The sequence below is a fragment of the Enterobacter cloacae complex sp. 382A5 genome (assembly GCF_050031095.1).
GTDB classification, from domain to species: Bacteria; Pseudomonadota; Gammaproteobacteria; order Enterobacterales; family Enterobacteriaceae; genus Enterobacter; species Enterobacter cloacae.
This window is the reverse complement of sequence record NZ_JBLGVK010000001.1, coordinates 384,144-403,852: the sequence shown is the minus strand read 5'-3', so window position 1 is coordinate 403,852 and position 19,709 is coordinate 384,144. Positions and strand designations below refer to the sequence as shown.

The following is a 19,709-nucleotide window of genomic DNA, read 5'->3' as shown; positions in this document are numbered from 1 at the left end:
TTATTTCCTCAAATTCGTACAGTTTCGTGCGTTAATTACGCTTCAACAATTGCCAGAATGTCGCTCTCGGACATGATCAACACTTCTTCATTGTCGATCTTCTCGGATTTCACGCCGTAGCCATCGTTGAAAATGACGATGTCACCAACTTTAACGTCCAGTGGCTGCACAGTTCCGTTTTCCAGGATGCGGCCCTTACCGACAGCGATGATTTCGCCACGCGTTGATTTTGCTGCTGCAGAACCCGTCAGAACGATGCCGCCAGCAGACTTGGTTTCAACTTCTTTACGTTTGACGATCACACGATCATGTAACGGACGAATACTCATTGATAGCTCTCCTTTGAGAAAGTCATTATCAGTTATGGATGACGCCGGGCCGCACACGGTTTTCCGGCTAGTGCCCTGAGAGATGGGGATAGCTTTTTACCCCTTCAAGGGGGAGTCGAAAAAAAATTTGCGAAAGTGTTACCATCGGCTCTCTTTGAATGGTGGCGGGACGATGTCAATGAGTGGACTCAAACAGGAGTTGGGGCTGGCGCAGGGGGTAGGTCTGCTCTCAACCTCCTTGTTAGGAACAGGGGTGTTTGCGGTGCCCGCACTGGCGGCGCTGGTTGCCGGAAATAACAGCCTGTGGGCGTGGCCGGTGCTGATTGTGCTGGTGTTCCCGGTCGCGATCGTGTTCGCCATTCTGGGAAGGCATTTTCCCAGCGCGGGTGGCGTGGCGCACTTTGTCGGCATGGCGTTTGGCCCACGACTGGAGCGCGTCACCGGCTGGCTGTTCCTTTCCGTCATTCCGGTTGGTCTGCCTGCGGCGTTGCATATCGCAACCGGCTTTGGGCAAGCGCTCTTCGGCTGGCATGACGAAGCACTGCTGCTGGCTGAACTGGGTACGCTGGCCATCGTCTGGTGGGTGGGCTCACGCGGGGCCAGTTCCAGCGCTAACCTGCAGACGATCGTCGCGGTGCTGATTGTCGCGCTCATCGCCGCTATCTGGTGGGCGGGTGATATTCGCGTCGAGGAGATCCCATTCCCGGCCATCACCGATATCGATCATGCGCAGCTCTTCGCTGCGCTGTCAGTCATGTTCTGGTGTTTTGTCGGTCTGGAAGCGTTCGCCCATCTGGCGTCGGAGTTTAAGCATCCCGAGCGCGATTTTCCGCGAGCCCTGATGATTGGCCTGTTGGTCGCAGGCACGGTTTACTGGGCCTGTACTGTGCTGGTGCTGCACTTCGACGCCTTTGGCGCAGATAAAGCAGCCGCCGCTTCGCTGCCGGGTATCGTGGTGCAACTGTTTGGCGTAAAAGCGCTATGGGTGGCCTGTGTGATTGGCTATCTGGCCTGTTTTGCCAGCCTCAATATTTACATCCAGAGCTTTGCGCGGCTGGTGTGGTCTCAGGCGCGCAATAAACCGCAGAGCCGTCTTGCGCAGTTGTCTAAGCGTCAGCTGCCGGTGAATGCGCTGAATCTCGTGCTGGGAAGTTGCGTTGTGAGCACGTTGTGCATTTACGCGCTTAAGATCAATCTGGATGCGCTAATCATCTATGCCAACGGCATATTTATTATGATCTACCTGCTGTGCATGCTGGCGGGTTGTCGTCTGTTGAAGGGTCGCTATAAAGCACTGGCCGTTGTCGGGGGAGTGCTTTGCCTGCTGTTGCTGATGATGGTGGGATGGAAGAGTATGTACGCTGTCGTCATGCTGGCAGGGCTGTGGGTGGCGCTTTAGTCGCGCCCGGTAAGCGAAGCGTCACCGGGCAAAAACATTACCGATCGTCTTTATGATCCAAACGGTCGAGTTGGTCATCCTTACGCTGGTACTCCCCTTCAAACGTATCACCCGGGCCGGTGCTGAATCCGCCGCCCGGCATCCGGCTAAAGCGCAGATGCGGCAGCAGCTTCATGGTCAGGTGTTTTTGCACCGGCGGCAACAGCAGCAGCAGACCGAGGAAGTCGGTGAAGAAGCCCGGCAGGATCAGCAGCAGACCAGCAATAATCAGCGATACGCTTTTGATCATCTCGGCCGCCGGGCTCTCGCCTGCGGCCATCTTCTGCTGCATTAACAGGAAATTTTTGAAACCCTGATTACGCACCAGCGACATGCCGATGACGGAGGTGAAAATCACCAGAATCAGCGTCAGCAGGACGCCCAGCACATGGGCGACCTGGATAAAAATTGAAATCTCAATGTAAACATAGAGAAAGAAAGCAATAAACGGTATCCAGCGCACTGGCATCTCCTGTGTGGCAGGTGCCTTTTGGCCCCTGTCTGAATGTGTTCGCGACACGCGTCTGTAAGAGATGAGGACGGTTAGCTAAAATTCAATCGGTTTGCACGGATATTTTTTTTGGAAATATTAAAGCGGTGACCCATTTCACAGATTAATAATTATCATGGAATCGGGTCCATAATAAGTGATCCAGCTTACGGCAATTCGCTATCATCAGCATATGATCTCGAGCAATTGGCCGATTGAGGGAATAATCGTCGGTCAGAAAATATTCAAAACCACATAAATACTGTGTGTTTAGTACAATCCATCGGCAGCTTGAAAAGAAGGTTCACATGTTAAACAACATTCGTATCGAAGAAGACTTGTTGGGTACCAGGGAAGTTCCAGCGGATGCCTACTACGGTGTCCACACTCTGAGAGCGATTGAAAACTTCTACATCAGCAACAGCAAAATCAGCGACATTCCTGAGTTTGTCCGTGGCATGGTGATGGTGAAGAAAGCAGCAGCGCTGGCAAACAAAGAGCTGCAAACCATTCCTAAAAGCGCGGCAAATGCGATTATCGCGGCCTGCGATGAAGTGCTGAACAACGGCAAATGCATGGACCAGTTCCCGGTTGACGTCTATCAGGGCGGCGCGGGCACCTCCGTCAACATGAACACCAACGAAGTACTGGCAAATATCGGCCTGGAGCTGATGGGCCACCAGAAAGGTGAATACCAGTACCTGAACCCGAACGATCACGTCAACAAATGTCAGTCCACTAACGACGCCTACCCAACCGGCTTCCGCATCGCGGTTTATGCCTCCGTTGTGAAACTGGTCGACGCCATCAACCAGCTGGGCGACGGTTTCCAGCGCAAAGCGGTTGAGTTCCAGGACATTCTGAAAATGGGGCGTACCCAGCTGCAGGATGCGGTGCCAATGACCCTCGGTCAGGAATTCCACGCGTTTAACGTGCTGCTGAACGAAGAAACCAAAAACCTGCTGCGCACTTCCGAGCTGCTGCTGGAAGTGAACCTGGGCGCCACCGCCATCGGTACGCGTCTGAACACCCCGGATGGCTATCAGCAGCTGGCGGTTCAGAAACTGGCTGAAGTCTCTAACCTGCCGGTGGTGCCTGCGGAAGACCTGATTGAAGCCACCTCCGACTGCGGCGCCTACGTCATGGTACACAGCGCCCTGAAACGTCTGGCGGTGAAACTGTCCAAAATCTGTAATGACCTGCGCCTGCTCTCTTCCGGCCCACGCGCTGGCCTGAACGAAATCAACCTGCCAGAACTGCAGGCCGGTTCGTCCATCATGCCAGCGAAAGTGAACCCGGTAGTGCCAGAAGTGGTGAACCAGGTTTGCTTCAAGGTTATTGGTAACGATACGACCGTAACCATGGCCTCTGAAGCCGGTCAGCTGCAGCTGAACGTCATGGAGCCCGTGATTGGCCAGGCGATGTTCGAATCTATCCACATCCTGACTAACGCCTGCTATAACCTGCTGGAAAAATGCATCAACGGCATTACCGCGAATAAAGAAGTCTGCGAAGGTTACGTGTACAACTCCATCGGGATCGTCACCTACCTCAACCCGTTCATTGGCCACCATAACGGCGACATCGTCGGTAAGATTTGCGCCGAAACCGGTAAGAGCGTGCGTGAAGTCGTACTGGAGCGCGGACTGTTGACCGAAGCCGAGCTGGACGATATCTTCTCCGCCCAGAACCTGATGCACCCGGCATATAAAGCGAAACGATACACCGATGAAAGCGAACAGTAACCGTTCAGGCTAAGCTTCCGAAAGGCACGTCACTTGTGACGTGCCTTTTTTCTTTTTAGGCGTTACCAAAATACAACAATTCAATATCAACTTGTTAATAAGCAAGGCAGGTCCTTATGTTTGGAGCAGAACTCGTCATCGTCCTGTTGGCGATTTATTTGGGAGCAAGACTCGGGGGTATCGGCATCGGTTTTGCCGGCGGTCTCGGGGTGCTCGTTCTTACCCTTATCTTTCAGATTAAACCCGGCGCAATCCCGTTTGACGTTATCGAAATCATCATGGCAGTTATTGCCGCTATCGCCGCCATGCAGGTGGCTGGCGGTATGGACTACCTGGTGAGTCTGGCGGAGCGTATGCTGCGCCGTCATCCTAAATACATTACCTTCCTTGCCCCGCTGGTGACCTGGTTCATGACCATTCTCGCCGGTACCGGTCACACTGCCTTTTCCACGCTGCCGGTGATTACCGAAGTGGCGAAAGAACAGGGTATCCGTCCATCTCGCCCGCTCTCTATTGCGGTGGTGGCCTCCCAGATTGCGATTACCGCCTCGCCTATCTCCGCGGCAGTGGTGTTCTTCGCCGGTATCCTGGAACCCATGGGTGTGAGCTATCTGACGCTGCTGGCGATCTGTATTCCGGTAACGTTGATTGCAGTCATGATCACCGCCGTGCTGTGTAACTTCCTCGGTGCTGAACTGAAAGACGATCCGGTTTATCAGGAACGTCTGGCCAAGGGCGAAGTGAGCTTGCGCGGTAGCCAGGTCTTCAAACTGAAGCCGCATGCGAAACGCTCCGTGGTGCTGTTCCTGATCGGTATCGTGGCGGTGATGTTCTACGCGACGGCCATCAGTGACACAGTAGGCCTCATCCAGAACCCGGTTCTGCCGCGTAACGAAGCGATTGTGGTATTCATGCTGACCATCGCAACCCTGATCAGCATCACCTGTAAAATCGATACCAGCGAAGTGCTGAATGCCAGCACCTTTAAATCCGGTATGAGCGCCTGCGTGTGCGTGCTGGGTGTGGCATGGCTCGGTGATACCTTCGTAAAAGCGCACATTAGCGATATCCAGACCGTTGCGGGTGACCTGCTGCACAACTACCCATGGCTGCTGGCGGTGGTACTGTTCTTTGCCGCTACCCTGCTTTATTCTCAGGCTGCCACGACCAAGGCGCTGATGCCTGCGGCTCTGATGCTGGGCGTAACGCCACTGACAGCCATTGCCTCGTTTGCTGCCGTTTCTGCCCTGTTCGTTCTGCCCACTTATCCAACCCTGCTGGCGGCGGTTGAAATGGATGACACCGGTTCAACCCGCATCGGTAAGTATGTGTTTAACCATGCGTTCCTGATCCCGGGTGTGGTCGCGATTACGCTGTGCGTGATCCTCGGTTTTATCATCGGCGGCGTCGTGCTGTAAACCGTTTCGGGTTGTAAAAATAGTTAAAATCGGGCCGCTCTGCGGCCCGTTTCATTAATGACCAATCGTCTTGCGTGATATAGTGACCACTTTCGTGATGAGGAGGTCGACTTGTGAACACGCCTGATGCTGTTGTCGTATTGTGTACCGCCCCTGATGAAGCTTCCGCCCAGGATCTCGCCGCCAAAGTATTGGCCGAAAAACTGGCTGCCTGTGTAACCCTCCTCCCCGGAGCGACCTCCCTTTATTACTGGGAAGGCAAACTGGAGCAGGAGTACGAAGTCCAGATGTTGCTCAAAACCAACCCGGCAAACCAGCAGGCGCTTCTTGACTGCCTCAAATCTCATCATCCTTACCAAACTCCGGAACTGCTGGTATTGCCAGTGCTCCACGGTGATAACGATTATCTCTCATGGCTCAACGTTTCCTTACGCTGATCCTGCTGCTGTGCAGCACGTCAGTCTTTGCCGGGTTGTTTGACGCGCCCGGTCGTTCGAACTTTATTCCTGCCGATCAGGCATTTGTTTTCGATTTCCAGCAAAACCAGCATGACCTCAACCTCACCTGGCAGGTGAAAGAGGGCTATTACCTGTATCGTAAGCAGGTCAGTATCACACCCGCTCAGGCAAGCGTGGGCGCGCTGCAACTGCCTGCGGGAGAATGGCACGAGGATGAGTTTTACGGCAAAAGCGAGATTTATCGCCAGCACTTAAGCGTGCCCGTAACGGTGCAACAGGCAGACAAAGGCGCTACGCTCACCGTCACTTACCAGGGCTGTGCCGATGCAGGCTTCTGCTATCCCCCAGAAACCAGGGTCGTTCCGCTTAGTGAAGTTAAAGCGTCTGCCGCCAACGTTGCTCCTCTTCCTGCAGAGGTCAAGCGTGAAGGTGAGCCTGCGTCAGACCTCCCTTTCTCCGCACTCTGGGCCTTGCTGATTGGTATCGGCATCGCCTTCACGCCATGCGTACTGCCAATGTACCCGTTGATCTCCGGGATAGTGCTGGGCGGAAAACAGCGTCTTAGCACCGCCCGCGCGCTACTGCTTGCCTTTATTTACGTGCAGGGAATGGCGTTAACCTATACGGCACTCGGCCTCGTGGTTGCGGCGGCCGGCTTACAGTTCCAGGCGGCTCTTCAGCACCCTTATGTCCTTATCGGCCTGTCGGTGGTGTTTATCCTGCTGGCATTGTCGATGTTTGGCCTGTTCACCCTGCAACTGCCGTCTTCCCTGCAAACCCGCTTAACGCTGCTCAGCAACCGCCAACAGGGGGGGTCAGCGGGTGGCGTGTTTGCGATGGGAGCTATCGCCGGGCTGATTTGTTCGCCCTGCACCACCGCACCGCTTAGCGCGATTCTGCTCTATATCGCCCAGAGCGGTAATATGTGGCTTGGCGGCGGTACGTTGTACCTCTACGCGCTTGGGATGGGTCTGCCGCTGATCCTGGTCACGGTATTTGGCAACCGCCTGCTGCCGAAGAGCGGGCCGTGGATGGAGACGGTGAAAACCGCGTTTGGCTTTGTCATTCTGGCGCTGCCGGTCTTCCTGCTGGAGCGTATTGTCGGTGACGTCTGGGGGATGCGCCTGTGGGCGATGCTCGGCGTAGCGTTCTTCTCCTGGGCGTTTATCGTCAGTCTGGGGGCAAAAAGCGCGTGGATGCGTCTGGTACAAATCGTCCTGCTCGCCGCTGCGCTGGTGAGCGTGCGTCCACTTCAGGATTGGGCATTTGGCACGCCAGTGGCTCAGAACCAGGCGCATCTGAATTTCATCCAGATTAAGAACGTGGATGATCTTAACCAGGCTCTGGCCCAGGCGCGCGGCAAACCGGTGATGCTCGATCTCTACGCAGACTGGTGCGTTGCCTGCAAAGAGTTTGAAAAGTACACCTTTAGCGACCCGCAGGTGCAAGGTGCGCTAAACGGGACCGTTCTGCTTCAGGCAAACGTGACCGCCAACAATGCGCAGGATAAAGCCCTGCTGAAGCAACTTAACGTGCTCGGGCTGCCGACCATTCTGTTCTTCAATCAACAGGGTGAAGAACAGCCAGGGCAGCGTGTGACCGGGTTTATGGACGCGGCGGCTTTCAGCGCGCATTTGCGCGATCGCCAACCGTAAACAACACTTTAAACGGGACAACCGTTGGGAATAACGGAGGAGAGAACCGTGCAACGCGAAGACGTACTGGGACAAGCCCTGCAATTACTTGAGATTCAAGGGATCGCCAGCACCACGCTTGAGATGGTAGCCGACCGTATCGATTACCCTCTGGATGAGCTTACGCGCTTCTGGCCCGATAAAGAGGCGCTACTTTATGATGCCCTGCGCTACCTCAGCCAGCAGGTTGATATCTGGCGCAGGCAGCTGATGTTGAATGAAGAGCTGACCGCCGAACAGAAGCTGCTGGCGCGCTATACCGCGCTGACGGAATGTGTAAGTAACAACCGCTATCCGGGTTGTCTGTTTATCGCCGCCTGCACGTACTACCCCGATCCAGGCCATCCGATCCATCAGCTGGCGGATCAGCAAAAACGGGCGGCGCACGATTTCACCCACGAACTGCTGACAACGCTTGAAGTGGATGATCCGGCAATGGTGGCAAAGCAGATGGAGCTGGTGCTGGAAGGCTGCCTGAGCCGTATGCTGGTAAATCGTAGCCAGGCCGATGTGGATACCGCTCACCGCCTGGCAGAGGACATCCTGCGCTTTGCCCAGTGCCGCATGGGCGGCGCGTTGACCTAAGCCAGCACCCCAGCCCAGGCTGAGACAAGCAGGCACAACGCCATCAGCCGCTGAAATCGCACCATCGCCACGGTGGTGCGAAAGAATTGATTTACCGCCTTCCCCAGCCACGCCCAGCACATCAGACACACCACCGAGATGGCCAGAAACCACAGCGCCATCAGCGCTATATCCCGCAGCGCGTGCTCGCTTGCAGGGGCAAACAGGCTGACAACCGCCAGCGCCATCATCCAGGTTTTCGGATTTACGATCTGCAACAGGGCTGCAGCTTGCGCGGTAAAACGGGTCTGCGTCTTCGCAGAGAGGTTTGCTGCAGGCGCGTTAAATAGCTGCCAGCTCATCCAGCTTAGCCATAACACCCCTGCCCAGCTCATCATCTGGCGAATCAGGGGATACTGGCGAAGCACTTCCCCTGCACCGGCACCTGAAACCAGCACAATCATGCTCGCCGCCATGCATCCTCCAAGAATGGCCGGAACGGTTTTTTTGATGCCGAAGTGCTGGCTGTTGGTGAGAATGAGGATATTGGTCGGCCCTGGCGTTATCGAAGCGACAAAGGCAAACAGCAGAAAAGGTATTGTACTCACAGGTGGCTCCTTATTATCAGAGCCATCAATGTGCCGCTATTTTCTGGAAACGTCTGGAAGGTTTGTGCACAGCCGACGGTAATAGGCTGGCGATATACGGTATGCTCGCTGGAACCAGCGTCCAAGGTGGCTTTGGTCGGCAAAGCCTACCGCCGATGCCACATCCACGGGCAGCTCACCATGAGCCAGCAACTGGCGAGCTTTTGCAAGGCGTAGCTGAATAAGCCACGCATGCGGTGCCAGGTGAAACTCGCGTTTAAAACAGCGCGTCAGCGTGAAGCGGTCGGTTCCCGTCTCACGTGCCAGATCCGACAACCCGACGTTTTCGTCCATATGCGCGTAGAGGTAATCGCGTGCACGATGCGCGACGGCAGCGCTTTGCCGTTGAGACGGGAGCCGCTTACGCCAGTGGCTGTGGGCGGTGATCTGAGAGAGCAGATTATCCATCGCGCTCTGCTGAACGATTTTCATCTCCGCGTTATGCAGTGTGGCAAAGGTCTCACCGATGCTACGTACCAGCCGTGGCTCGCGCGTCAGCGTTTGAGAAAAGTGCAGTGAATAGCTGTCAGGCGTAGCGTCATATAATCCGCGCAGCGTACGTGTTAGCCACTGCTCATCCAGATAAAAGGTAAGATAGGTAAAGCCGCCTTCTACAGGTGCGTCACCATCATGGATCTCACCCGGTTCCAGTAAAAACGCATCCCCCGGTTGACTACGATGACGCACGCGGCGGCAGTGAAACTGTTGAGTACCCGAAAGGGTGATCCCTACCAGATAGCTGTCGTGCCAGTGCGGATCGTAGGCATGCCCTTCGAAGTGCGCTTTAATCGTCTCAATGCCCGTCTCTGCATGCTGACGCAGCTCAAGCCAGTCGTTCGCCATACTGCCTCCTCTTACTATCAGCATTGCTGCAGTGAACGGGTTCTGTCTGGAAGATTTGTGCACTTTCGTCGCATAAACCGACAGATTGCCGCAAACTTAAGCAGTTGAACAGCTTTTCCCTAAATAATGTTGACGCTCGGGCAGGATTGCGGTTTAATGCGCTCCGTTGCCCGGATAGCTCAGTCGGTAGAGCAGGGGATTGAAAATCCCCGTGTCCTTGGTTCGATTCCGAGTCCGGGCACCACTATTTAAAGAACCCAGCCTATGGCTGGGTTTTTGCTTTTCTGCATTTATAAATCCCTTCTTTAGTATTCTTGTTTCTCTTTACCGTGGGATCGTGCGATCTGCCATGCCCGGTGGCGCTGCGCTTACCGGGCCTACAGGTTTTGTAGGCCGGATAAGGCGAAGCCGCCATGCGGCATGTTTTCTGGCGTGCAAAGCAAAAAACCCCGCACCTTACGGTACGGGGTTCTTCCTGATTGATGCCTGGCAGTTCCCTACTCTCACATGGGAAGACCCCACACTACCATCGGCGCTACGGCGTTTCACTTCTGAGTTCGGCATGGGGTCAGGTGGGACCACCGCGCTAAAGCCGCCAGGCAAATTCTGTTAATCTGTATCAAGGCTGAAAATCGTCTCTCTTCGCCAAAACATCTTCGGCGTTGTAAGGTTAAGCCTCACGGTTCATTAGTATCGGTTAGCTCAACGCATCGCTGCGCTTACACACCCGACCTATCAACGTCGTCGTCTTCAACGTTCCTTCAGGAGACTTTAAGTCTCAGGGAGAACTCATCTCGGGGCAAGTTTCGTGCTTAGATGCTTTCAGCACTTATCTCTTCCGCATTTAGCTACCGGGCAGTGCCATTGGCATGACAACCCGAACACCAGTGATGCGTCCACTCCGGTCCTCTCGTACTAGGAGCAGCCCCCCTCAATTCTCCAGCGCCCACGGCAGATAGGGACCGAACTGTCTCACGACGTTCTAAACCCAGCTCGCGTACCACTTTAAATGGCGAACAGCCATACCCTTGGGACCTACTTCAGCCCCAGGATGTGATGAGCCGACATCGAGGTGCCAAACACCGCCGTCGATATGAACTCTTGGGCGGTATCAGCCTGTTATCCCCGGAGTACCTTTTATCCGTTGAGCGATGGCCCTTCCATTCAGAACCACCGGATCACTATGACCTGCTTTCGCACCTGCTCGAGCCGTCACTCTCGCAGTCAAGCTAGCTTATGCCATTGCACTAACCTCCTGATGTCCGACCAGGATTAGCTAACCTTCGTGCTCCTCCGTTACTCTTTGGGAGGAGACCGCCCCAGTCAAACTACCCACCAGACACTGTCCGCAACCCGGATTACGGGTCTACGTTAGAACACCAGCCATTAAAGGGTGGTATTTCAAGGATGGCTCCACGCAGACTGGCGTCCACGCTTCAAAGCCTCCCACCTATCCTACACATCAAGGACCAGTGTTCAGTGTCAAGCTATAGTAAAGGTTCACGGGGTCTTTCCGTCTTGCCGCGGGTACACTGCATCTTCACAGCGAGTTCAATTTCACTGAGTCTCGGGTGGAGACAGCCTGGCCATCATTACGCCATTCGTGCAGGTCGGAACTTACCCGACAAGGAATTTCGCTACCTTAGGACCGTTATAGTTACGGCCGCCGTTTACCGGGGCTTCGATCAAGAGCTTCGCGTTGCCGCTAACCCCATCAATTAACCTTCCGGCACCGGGCAGGCGTCACACCGTATACGTCCACTTTCGTGTTTGCACAGTGCTGTGTTTTTAATAAACAGTTGCAGCCAGCTGGTATCTTCGACTGATTTCAGCTCCACCCGCAGGGGCTTCACCTACATATCAGCGTGCCTTCTCCCGAAGTTACGGCACCATTTTGCCTAGTTCCTTCACCCGAGTTCTCTCAAGCGCCTTGGTATTCTCTACCTGACCACCTGTGTCGGTTTGGGGTACGATTTCGTGTTACCTGATGCTTAGAGGCTTTTCCTGGAAGCAGGGCATTTGTTACTTCAGCACCGTAGTGCCTCGTCATCACACCTCAGCGTTAAAAGGTACCGGATTTACCTGGAACCTCCGCCTACATGCTTAAACCGGGACAACCGTCGCCCGGCTAACATAGCCTTCTCCGTCCCCCCTTCGCAGTAACACCAAGTACAGGAATATTAACCTGTTTCCCATCGACTACGCCTTTCGGCCTCGCCTTAGGGGTCGACTCACCCTGCCCCGATTAACGTTGGACAGGAACCCTTGGTCTTCCGGCGAGCGGGCTTTTCACCCGCTTTATCGTTACTTATGTCAGCATTCGCACTTCTGATACCTCCAGCAGCCCTCACAGGCCACCTTCAACGGCTTACAGAACGCTCCCCTACCCAACAACGCATAAGCGTCGCTGCCGCAGCTTCGGTGCATGGTTTAGCCCCGTTACATCTTCCGCGCAGGCCGACTCGACCAGTGAGCTATTACGCTTTCTTTAAATGATGGCTGCTTCTAAGCCAACATCCTGGCTGTCTGGGCCTTCCCACATCGTTTCCCACTTAACCATGACTTTGGGACCTTAGCTGGCGGTCTGGGTTGTTTCCCTCTTCACGACGGACGTTAGCACCCGCCGTGTGTCTCCCGTGATAACATTCTTCGGTATTCGTAGTTTGCATCGGGTTGGTAAGCCGGGATGGCCCCCTAGCCGAAACAGTGCTCTACCCCCGAAGATGAGTTCACGAGGCGCTACCTAAATAGCTTTCGGGGAGAACCAGCTATCTCCCGGTTTGATTGGCCTTTCACCCCCAGCCACAGGTCATCCGCTAATTTTTCAACATTAGTCGGTTCGGTCCTCCAGTTAGTGTTACCCAACCTTCAACCTGCCCATGGCTAGATCACCGGGTTTCGGGTCTATACCCTGCAACTTAACGCCCAGTTAAGACTCGGTTTCCCTTCGGCTCCCCTATACGGTTAACCTTGCTACAGAATATAAGTCGCTGACCCATTATACAAAAGGTACGCAGTCACACCCGAAGGTGCTCCCACTGCTTGTACGTACACGGTTTCAGGTTCTTTTTCACTCCCCTCGCCGGGGTTCTTTTCGCCTTTCCCTCACGGTACTGGTTCACTATCGGTCAGTCAGGAGTATTTAGCCTTGGAGGATGGTCCCCCCATATTCAGACAGGATACCACGTGTCCCGCCCTACTCTTCGAGTTCACAGCCTGTGTGCTTTCGTGTACGGGACTATCACCCTGTACCGTGCGACTTTCCAGACGCTTCCACTAACACACAAGCTGATTCAGACTCTGGGCTGCTCCCCGTTCGCTCGCCGCTACTGGGGGAATCTCGGTTGATTTCTTTTCCTCGGGGTACTTAGATGTTTCAGTTCCCCCGGTTCGCCTCGTTAACCTATGTATTCAGTTAACGATAGTGCAACGGATTGCACTGGGTTTCCCCATTCGGACATCGCCGGGTCAAGGGTTCATATCACCTCGCCGGCGCTTTTCGCAGATTAGCACGTCCTTCATCGCCTCTGACTGCCAGGGCATCCACCGTGTACGCTTAGTCGCTTAACCTCACAACCCGAAGATGTTTCACTTCTGATTGCGAAAATTTGAGAGACTCGAACACACATTAACTGTGTGTCGTTTCAATTTTCAGCTTGATCCAGATTTTTAAAGAGCAAATATCTCAAACATGACTCGCAAGTCAGTTTTGAGATATGACGGCAGGTGACTTTCACTCACGAACCAGCAAGTGGCGTCCCCTAGGGGATTCGAACCCCTGTTACCGCCGTGAAAGGGCGGTGTCCTGGGCCTCTAGACGAAGGGGACGTACAGTCTCAATCGCAAGACGCCTTGCTATTTACTTTTCATCAGACAATCTGTGTGAGCACTGCAAAGGCAGGTTCTTTAAGGTAAGGAGGTGATCCAACCGCAGGTTCCCCTACGGTTACCTTGTTACGACTTCACCCCAGTCATGAATCACAAAGTGGTAAGCGCCCTCCCGAAGGTTAAGCTACCTACTTCTTTTGCAACCCACTCCCATGGTGTGACGGGCGGTGTGTACAAGGCCCGGGAACGTATTCACCGTAGCATTCTGATCTACGATTACTAGCGATTCCGACTTCATGGAGTCGAGTTGCAGACTCCAATCCGGACTACGACGCACTTTATGAGGTCCGCTTGCTCTCGCGAGGTCGCTTCTCTTTGTATGCGCCATTGTAGCACGTGTGTAGCCCTGGTCGTAAGGGCCATGATGACTTGACGTCATCCCCACCTTCCTCCAGTTTATCACTGGCAGTCTCCTTTGAGTTCCCGGCCTAACCGCTGGCAACAAAGGATAAGGGTTGCGCTCGTTGCGGGACTTAACCCAACATTTCACAACACGAGCTGACGACAGCCATGCAGCACCTGTCTCACAGTTCCCGAAGGCACCAATCCATCTCTGGAAAGTTCTGTGGATGTCAAGACCAGGTAAGGTTCTTCGCGTTGCATCGAATTAAACCACATGCTCCACCGCTTGTGCGGGCCCCCGTCAATTCATTTGAGTTTTAACCTTGCGGCCGTACTCCCCAGGCGGTCGATTTAACGCGTTAGCTCCGGAAGCCACGCCTCAAGGGCACAACCTCCAAATCGACATCGTTTACGGCGTGGACTACCAGGGTATCTAATCCTGTTTGCTCCCCACGCTTTCGCACCTGAGCGTCAGTCTTTGTCCAGGGGGCCGCCTTCGCCACCGGTATTCCTCCAGATCTCTACGCATTTCACCGCTACACCTGGAATTCTACCCCCCTCTACAAGACTCTAGCCTGCCAGTTTCGAATGCAGTTCCCAGGTTGAGCCCGGGGATTTCACATCCGACTTGACAGACCGCCTGCGTGCGCTTTACGCCCAGTAATTCCGATTAACGCTTGCACCCTCCGTATTACCGCGGCTGCTGGCACGGAGTTAGCCGGTGCTTCTTCTGCGGGTAACGTCAATTGCTGCGGTTATTAACCACAACACCTTCCTCCCCGCTGAAAGTACTTTACAACCCGAAGGCCTTCTTCATACACGCGGCATGGCTGCATCAGGCTTGCGCCCATTGTGCAATATTCCCCACTGCTGCCTCCCGTAGGAGTCTGGACCGTGTCTCAGTTCCAGTGTGGCTGGTCATCCTCTCAGACCAGCTAGGGATCGTCGCCTAGGTGAGCCGTTACCCCACCTACTAGCTAATCCCATCTGGGCACATCTGATGGCAAGAGGCCCGAAGGTCCCCCTCTTTGGTCTTGCGACGTTATGCGGTATTAGCTACCGTTTCCAGTAGTTATCCCCCTCCATCAGGCAGTTTCCCAGACATTACTCACCCGTCCGCCACTCGTCACCCGAGAGCAAGCTCTCTGTGCTACCGTTCGACTTGCATGTGTTAGGCCTGCCGCCAGCGTTCAATCTGAGCCATGATCAAACTCTTCAATTTAAAAGTTTGATGCTCAATGAATTAAACTTCGTAATGAATTACGTGTTCACTCGTTGAGACTTGGTATTCATTTTTCGTCTTGCGACGTTAAGAATCCATGTCACTTTGAGTGCCCACACAGATTGTCTGATAAATTGTTAAAGAGCAGTTGCGACGCGCTTCAGCGCTCTGTCGCGAGGTGGCGTATATTACGCTTTCCTCTTTCAGAGTCAACCCTGATTTTCAGGATTTTTTCTCTTCAACCGACCGGGCTGTTTGTGAAGTGATTCACATCCGCCGTGTCGATGGAGGCGCATTATAGGGAGTTCCCGAGCGACCGCAACCGAAAAGTTGCAAAAAGATGACTGACTGCTGTATTCCCCAGCAAAACCCCGCTTTATACCCTTTTACACACAGACTTATCCACAATACAACGCGTAAGCTTCATAAGAACCCACGGATTGAGGGGGATAATCAACTATACTATTGGCAAATATTTTCCCTGACAGACAATATCCATGATCACACAACGCCTCACCCGAGACTGGCGCATTCCTGGCGCTGGCCTCATGACGCTGCTACTCCTTATTGCGGGCTTCACTCTGCACGCACACTGGGGGGCTTTCATCCAATGGTGTCTTGCTACGCAAATCACCCTGCACCGTTATCTGGTGATGTACCTGTTGCAGCTTAATAACCATCAGTACAGCGGTGGCTTATGGCTATTAACCGGCGCGTTCTTCTATGGCGTACTTCACGCTATCGGGCCGGGGCACGGCAAATTCATTGTCACTACCTATCTCAGTACAAATAAAGAGAGCGAACTGGCTGCCCGGGTCGTGCCTTTTTTTGGCAGTATGCTGCAGGGCGTCAGCGCCATTCTGTTTGTCTTTATTCTGGCGGTGGGCTTTAACCTGGCGTCCGGGGATATCAGTACCAGCCGCTGGTATGTCGAGAAGATAAGCGCGGTCCTCATTGGCGCATTCGGCGCGTTTATCATTTACCAGGCGCTGAAAAGCCTGCGCCCGCGCAGGATGGCAATCTCCGCCATCACGCCCCTTCACCAGCATGATGAACATTGTGGCTGCGGCCATCACGGCGTAGGGGCAGACCTTGCGCAGGGTGACTGGAAAACCCGTCTGGGTGTAATTCTGGCGATCGGCGCGCGTCCGTGCAGTGGGGCCATTATGATCCTGATGTTTTCGAATGCGCTGGGCATCGTCACCTGGGGAATGGCCGCGGTAATGACCATGTCGCTGGGAACCGCGCTGTCGATTATGGGGCTATCGCTGGCCGTGCGTTACGCCCGCGAGCGCACGGTCGCCTGGTTTGGCGGCGGCGCCTCGCTGAAGTGGCTGGTTCCGGCGGTCAAGATTGCTGGCGGGATTGTTCTGATCCTGTTTGCGACCATCCTGTTCCTGACGGTGATCCCCATCAGCGCCAATGGCGATTACATCGCAGCAGGATGCTAATAAAAGAAAACCCGCCAGCGGCGGGTTTTTTGATTACTCGTTGATGCGTGGATGTTGGTCCACCAGTCGGGAGCGTTTTTTCTGCAGTTCTTCAATCTCTGCGTCAATATCTTCAATCTTCTGCTCGACGTTATCGTAATGCTCGCGCAGGATCTCTTTCGCTTCCTGAATATCCGATGCCGCAGGCGTCGCCCCTTTCAGAGGACGGTTCGCCGTCTCCTTCATGGTAATACCCGTAATCAAACCAATCACCGCGATAACCATCAGGTAATAAGCGGGCATCATCAGGTTTTGCGTGCTTTCCACCAGAGAGGCGGCAAGCGTCGGCGTCAGACCGGCAATCAGAACCGAGATGTTAAAGGCCGCCGCCAGCGCACTGTAGCGAATATGCGTCGGGAACATGGCCGGTAGTGTAGAGGCCATCACCCCGATGAAGCAGTTGAGGATCACCGCCAGCATCAGCAAGCCGGCAAAAATCAGGCCCAGCACATTGCTGTTAATCAGAATGAATGCCGGAATAGCAAGGGCAAACAGCGCAACGCTACCCAGAATAATGAACGGTCGACGGCCAAAGCGGTCACTCAACAGCCCCATAATCGGTTGCACAAACAGCATACCCACCATGATGGCGATAATGATCAGCACACCGTGGTCTTCCGAGTAGTGCAGGTTATGCGACAGATAGCTCGGCATGTAGGTCAGCAGCATGTAGTAAGTCACGTTCGTGGAGATCACCAGGCCGATACAGACCAGCAGGCTGCGCCAGTGTTTAGTCGCGATCTCTTTAAAGGAGACTTTCGGGCCATCCTGCAGACCTTCGCGGTCACCCTGCTCAAGCTTATCAACGTGCTGCTGGAACGCAGGCGTCTCTTCAAGCGCATGACGCAGGTACAGGCCAATGATCCCCAGCGGCAGCGCGAGGAAGAACGGAATACGCCAGCCCCATTCAAGGAAGTTCGCCTCACCAACCACGGTTGAAATCAGCACCACCACGCCCGCACCCATGACGAACCCGGCAATGGAACCAAAGTCCAGCCAGCTTCCCATGAAGCCACGTTTACGGTCCGGGGAGTACTCTGCAACGAAGATCGAGGCACCGGTATATTCTCCCCCAACGGAGAATCCCTGAGCCATCTTACAGAGCAGCAGCAATATTGGCGCCCAGATGCCAATCGAAGCATAAGACGGGATCAGGCCGATACAGAATGTACTGATCGACATAATGACAATGGTGATGGCCAGGATCTTCTGACGACCATATTTATCACCAAGCATACCGAAGAACAGACCACCCAGCGGGCGAATGAGGAAGGGAACCGAGAACGTACCCAGCGCGGCAATCATCTGCAGGCTGGGGTCAGCGCCGGGGAAGAACACTTTACCTAACGCATAGGCCACGAAGCCGTAGACACCAAAATCGAACCATTCCATCGCATTACCGAGCGAGGCGGCAGTGATCGCTTTACGCAGTTTTGCATCATCGATGATGGTGACGTCGCGAAGCGTGATGGGTTTAATCTTTTTCCTTCTAAGCATAGCTTTCCTCGTAGACTCAGCCCTGTCCATTTCACCGGCCATCTGGTGAACCGTGAAACGGGGATCCGCTCCATGCGAATCGCCTTATTCAAGCGTAGCAGGTTTACTTACATTGACGTTTTACGTCGATACAACCGAACCTGTTGACGCCTGTCTGGGCAGTTAATGACCTTTTTACCCTACCAGCGTTTATATTTGTGATCAACTTCACATATATTTTTCCATATCGTCAACTGAGTTCAATATTTGTCAATTTCCGCCCATCAGCTCTTTCTTATCCACCAAAAAAGAACATGCTCACGCACGTTATTATCGCCTGAACAACAATTCTCAAAACCATACTGCGTCACATCAGATTTACATAAATTTTAAATATTAAAACGCGGTTCGAATATTTACGCCGAATATGTGATAGAGATAACTAAAACGCTGTTTTATTTTCATTGAATCATCATTCCAAAGATCGCATGATAAATCCGAACGCAACGTCCAGCGGGCTTTTGAGCGGCATGAATCAAGAGCGCGCGATTAATTTCCCTGAAAGGATAACGAAGCGCCAGGCTAAGCATCCTTTCAATTAACTGAATTTGTTGATTTTATTTTCGATAGCATTCCGTCCGCCACGCGGGACACGATGTGAGGGTTGTACATGAAGATTAAAGCCACAATAGAACGCATCCCCGGCGGGATGATGCTGGTTCCTCTGGTGCTTGGCGCCATTCTGAATACCCTGGCACCTGATACCGGTGCTTATTTTGGTGGTTTCACAAAAGGAATGATTACGGGAACCGTGCCCATTCTGGCCGTCTGGTTCTTTTGTATTGGAGCATCTATTAACCTGCGGGCAACGGGTACCGTATTACGTAAATCCGGAACGCTGGTTATAACGAAAATTGCGGTTGCCTGGGTTGTGGCAATGGTCTGTGCACTGTTCATTCCGGAGAATGGCATTCAGACCGGATTCTTCGCCGGATTATCCGTTCTGGCCATTGTCTCCGCGATGGATATGACTAACGGTGGGCTCTATGCCAGCCTGATGAACCAGTACGGCACAAAAGAGGAGTCTGGCGCCTTTGTGCTGATGTCTCTGGAGTCCGGTCCGCTGATGACGATGTTGATTCTGGGCTCGGCGGGGCTGGCCTCGTTTGAACCACACCACTTTGTCGGCGCGATCCTGCCTTTCCTGATCGGTTTTGCGCTGGGGAATCTGGACCACGATCTGCGCGATTTCTTCAGCAAAGCCACGCCGGTGCTGATCCCGTTCTTCGGCTTCGCGCTGGGGAATACCATTAACCTGAAGGTGATCCTCGATACCGGTCTGCTGGGTATTGTCCTGGGCGTGGCTGTTATCATTATCACCGGCATTCCGCTGATCATTGCCGATCGCGTAATTGGCGGAGGAAACGGAACGGCAGGTGTAGCCGCCTCTTCAGCCGCCGGGGCCGCCGTGGCGAATCCGGTGATCATTGCCCAGATTAACCCGGCTTTCGAACCGGTTGCGGCCTCGGCAACGGCGCTGGTTGCCGCCAGCGTGATCGTCACCGCCATTCTGGTGCCCATCATCACGGCCCTGTATGCGAAGCGCTTCGGCAATCTCCCCGAGCCGGATACAGAACCGAAAGCGGTAGAGCTTCATCATTAACG

The 19,709-nt window shown here is 54.0% G+C and carries 13 protein-coding genes, 2 tRNA genes and 3 rRNA genes; 9 read left to right on the top strand and 9 right to left on the bottom strand.

The genetic code is table 11. From position 1 onward, the window contains the following. Positions 1-35: 35 nt before the first annotated feature. Complete coding sequence (locus tag ACQG2G_RS01890) at positions 36-329, bottom strand: co-chaperone GroES (protein WP_003855929.1); 294 nt, start codon at positions 327-329, stop codon at positions 36-38. Positions 330-507: 178 nt separating this feature from the next. Here ACQG2G_RS01890 and yjeH point away from each other — a divergent pair, with 178 nt between their 5' ends. Continuing rightward, a complete protein-coding gene (gene yjeH / locus ACQG2G_RS01885; protein WP_097535458.1) occupies positions 508-1,728 on the top strand; it encodes an L-methionine/branched-chain amino acid transporter in 1,221 nt (406 codons plus the stop codon). Between the two features lie 37 nt (positions 1,729-1,765). On the opposite strand, the gene ACQG2G_RS01880 is transcribed toward yjeH, so the two are convergent. Beyond that, entirely contained in the window at positions 1,766-2,230 is a 465-nt protein-coding gene (locus tag ACQG2G_RS01880) for an FxsA family protein (RefSeq protein ID WP_248078799.1), read from the bottom strand. Positions 2,231-2,565: 335 nt separating this feature from the next. Here ACQG2G_RS01880 and aspA point away from each other — a divergent pair, with 335 nt between their 5' ends. The 5 genes from aspA (at position 2,566) to ACQG2G_RS01855 (ending at position 8,157) form a co-directional block, all read left to right on the top strand. Beyond that, on the top strand, positions 2,566-4,002 hold the full coding sequence (gene aspA / locus ACQG2G_RS01875; protein WP_003855923.1) for an aspartate ammonia-lyase: 1,437 nt from the start codon (positions 2,566-2,568) through the stop codon (positions 4,000-4,002). Positions 4,003-4,118: 116 nt separating this feature from the next. Then, entirely contained in the window at positions 4,119-5,420 is a 1,302-nt protein-coding gene (locus tag ACQG2G_RS01870) for an anaerobic C4-dicarboxylate transporter (protein WP_013095257.1), read from the top strand. Positions 5,421-5,533: 113 nt separating this feature from the next. After that, complete coding sequence (gene cutA, locus ACQG2G_RS01865) at positions 5,534-5,857, top strand: divalent cation tolerance protein CutA (RefSeq protein WP_013095256.1); 324 nt, start codon at positions 5,534-5,536, stop codon at positions 5,855-5,857. After that, on the top strand, positions 5,833-7,533 hold the full coding sequence (locus ACQG2G_RS01860) for a protein-disulfide reductase DsbD (RefSeq protein ID WP_058680755.1): 1,701 nt from the start codon (positions 5,833-5,835) through the stop codon (positions 7,531-7,533). The genes cutA and ACQG2G_RS01860 overlap by 25 nt, the downstream gene beginning before the upstream one ends. Before the next feature lie 48 nt (positions 7,534-7,581). Continuing rightward, on the top strand, positions 7,582-8,157 hold the full coding sequence (locus ACQG2G_RS01855) for a transcriptional regulator (RefSeq protein ID WP_013095254.1): 576 nt from the start codon (positions 7,582-7,584) through the stop codon (positions 8,155-8,157). Here the strand turns inward: ACQG2G_RS01855 and ACQG2G_RS01850 are convergent. Together ACQG2G_RS01850 and ACQG2G_RS01845 are read right to left on the bottom strand one after the other, a co-directional pair. Continuing rightward, positions 8,154-8,744, bottom strand: coding sequence for a LysE family translocator (locus ACQG2G_RS01850; RefSeq protein ID WP_058650682.1), 591 nt, complete (start codon positions 8,742-8,744; stop codon positions 8,154-8,156). The genes ACQG2G_RS01855 and ACQG2G_RS01850 overlap by 4 nt on opposite strands. Positions 8,745-8,780: 36 nt before the next feature. After that, the gene (locus ACQG2G_RS01845; RefSeq protein WP_061771808.1) at positions 8,781-9,626 is read right to left on the bottom strand and encodes an AraC family transcriptional regulator; all 846 of its coding nucleotides are present in this window, start codon (positions 9,624-9,626) and stop codon (positions 8,781-8,783) included. A gap of 168 nt (positions 9,627-9,794) precedes the next feature. Between ACQG2G_RS01845 and ACQG2G_RS01840 the strand changes: the two genes are divergently transcribed. After that, a tRNA-Phe gene (locus ACQG2G_RS01840) sits at positions 9,795-9,870 on the top strand. A 240-nt stretch (positions 9,871-10,110) separates the two neighbouring features. Here ACQG2G_RS01840 and rrf read toward each other — a convergent pair. The 4 genes from rrf to ACQG2G_RS01820 form a co-directional block, all read right to left on the bottom strand. Next, positions 10,111-10,226, bottom strand: a 5S ribosomal RNA gene (gene rrf / locus ACQG2G_RS01835). A gap of 66 nt (positions 10,227-10,292) precedes the next feature. After that, a 23S ribosomal RNA gene (locus tag ACQG2G_RS01830) occupies positions 10,293-13,196 on the bottom strand. A 182-nt stretch (positions 13,197-13,378) separates the two neighbouring features. Next, positions 13,379-13,454, bottom strand: a tRNA-Glu gene (locus ACQG2G_RS01825). A gap of 84 nt (positions 13,455-13,538) precedes the next feature. After that, positions 13,539-15,078 (bottom strand): 16S ribosomal RNA (locus ACQG2G_RS01820). The 16S, 23S and 5S rRNA genes sit together here with 1 tRNA gene alongside, the layout of an rRNA operon. Before the next feature lie 497 nt (positions 15,079-15,575). On the opposite strand from ACQG2G_RS01820, the gene ACQG2G_RS01815 reads away from it, so the two are divergent. After that, complete coding sequence (locus ACQG2G_RS01815; RefSeq protein ID WP_038418498.1) at positions 15,576-16,529, top strand: nickel/cobalt transporter; 954 nt, start codon at positions 15,576-15,578, stop codon at positions 16,527-16,529. A 33-nt stretch (positions 16,530-16,562) separates the two neighbouring features. On the opposite strand, the gene proP is transcribed toward ACQG2G_RS01815, so the two are convergent. Then, positions 16,563-18,065, bottom strand: coding sequence for a glycine betaine/L-proline transporter ProP (gene proP, locus ACQG2G_RS01810; protein WP_013095119.1), 1,503 nt, complete (start codon positions 18,063-18,065; stop codon positions 16,563-16,565). A gap of 649 nt (positions 18,066-18,714) precedes the next feature. Here proP and kdgT point away from each other — a divergent pair. Beyond that, positions 18,715-19,707, top strand: coding sequence for a 2-keto-3-deoxygluconate transporter (gene kdgT / locus ACQG2G_RS01805; RefSeq protein ID WP_013095118.1), 993 nt, complete (start codon positions 18,715-18,717; stop codon positions 19,705-19,707). Positions 19,708-19,709: the final 2 nt, after the last annotated feature.

What these genes read in the sequence shown, in the direction of transcription:
- ACQG2G_RS01890 (WP_003855929.1), bottom strand. Translation starts at nt 329, where the DNA reads ATGAGTATTCGTCCGTTACATGATCGTGTGATCGTCAAACGTAAAGAA.
- ACQG2G_RS01870 (WP_013095257.1), top strand. Translation starts at nt 4,119, where the DNA reads ATGTTTGGAGCAGAACTCGTCATCGTCCTGTTGGCGATTTATTTGGGA.
- ACQG2G_RS01845 (WP_061771808.1), bottom strand. Translation starts at nt 9,626, where the DNA reads ATGGCGAACGACTGGCTTGAGCTGCGTCAGCATGCAGAGACGGGCATT.
- proP (WP_013095119.1), bottom strand. Translation starts at nt 18,065, where the DNA reads ATGCTTAGAAGGAAAAAGATTAAACCCATCACGCTTCGCGACGTCACC.
- aspA (WP_003855923.1), top strand. Translation starts at nt 2,566, where the DNA reads ATGTTAAACAACATTCGTATCGAAGAAGACTTGTTGGGTACCAGGGAA.
- ACQG2G_RS01815 (WP_038418498.1), top strand. Translation starts at nt 15,576, where the DNA reads ATGATCACACAACGCCTCACCCGAGACTGGCGCATTCCTGGCGCTGGC.
- kdgT (WP_013095118.1), top strand. Translation starts at nt 18,715, where the DNA reads ATGAAGATTAAAGCCACAATAGAACGCATCCCCGGCGGGATGATGCTG.
- ACQG2G_RS01860 (WP_058680755.1), top strand. Translation starts at nt 5,833, where the DNA reads ATGGCTCAACGTTTCCTTACGCTGATCCTGCTGCTGTGCAGCACGTCA.
- yjeH (WP_097535458.1), top strand. Translation starts at nt 508, where the DNA reads ATGAGTGGACTCAAACAGGAGTTGGGGCTGGCGCAGGGGGTAGGTCTG.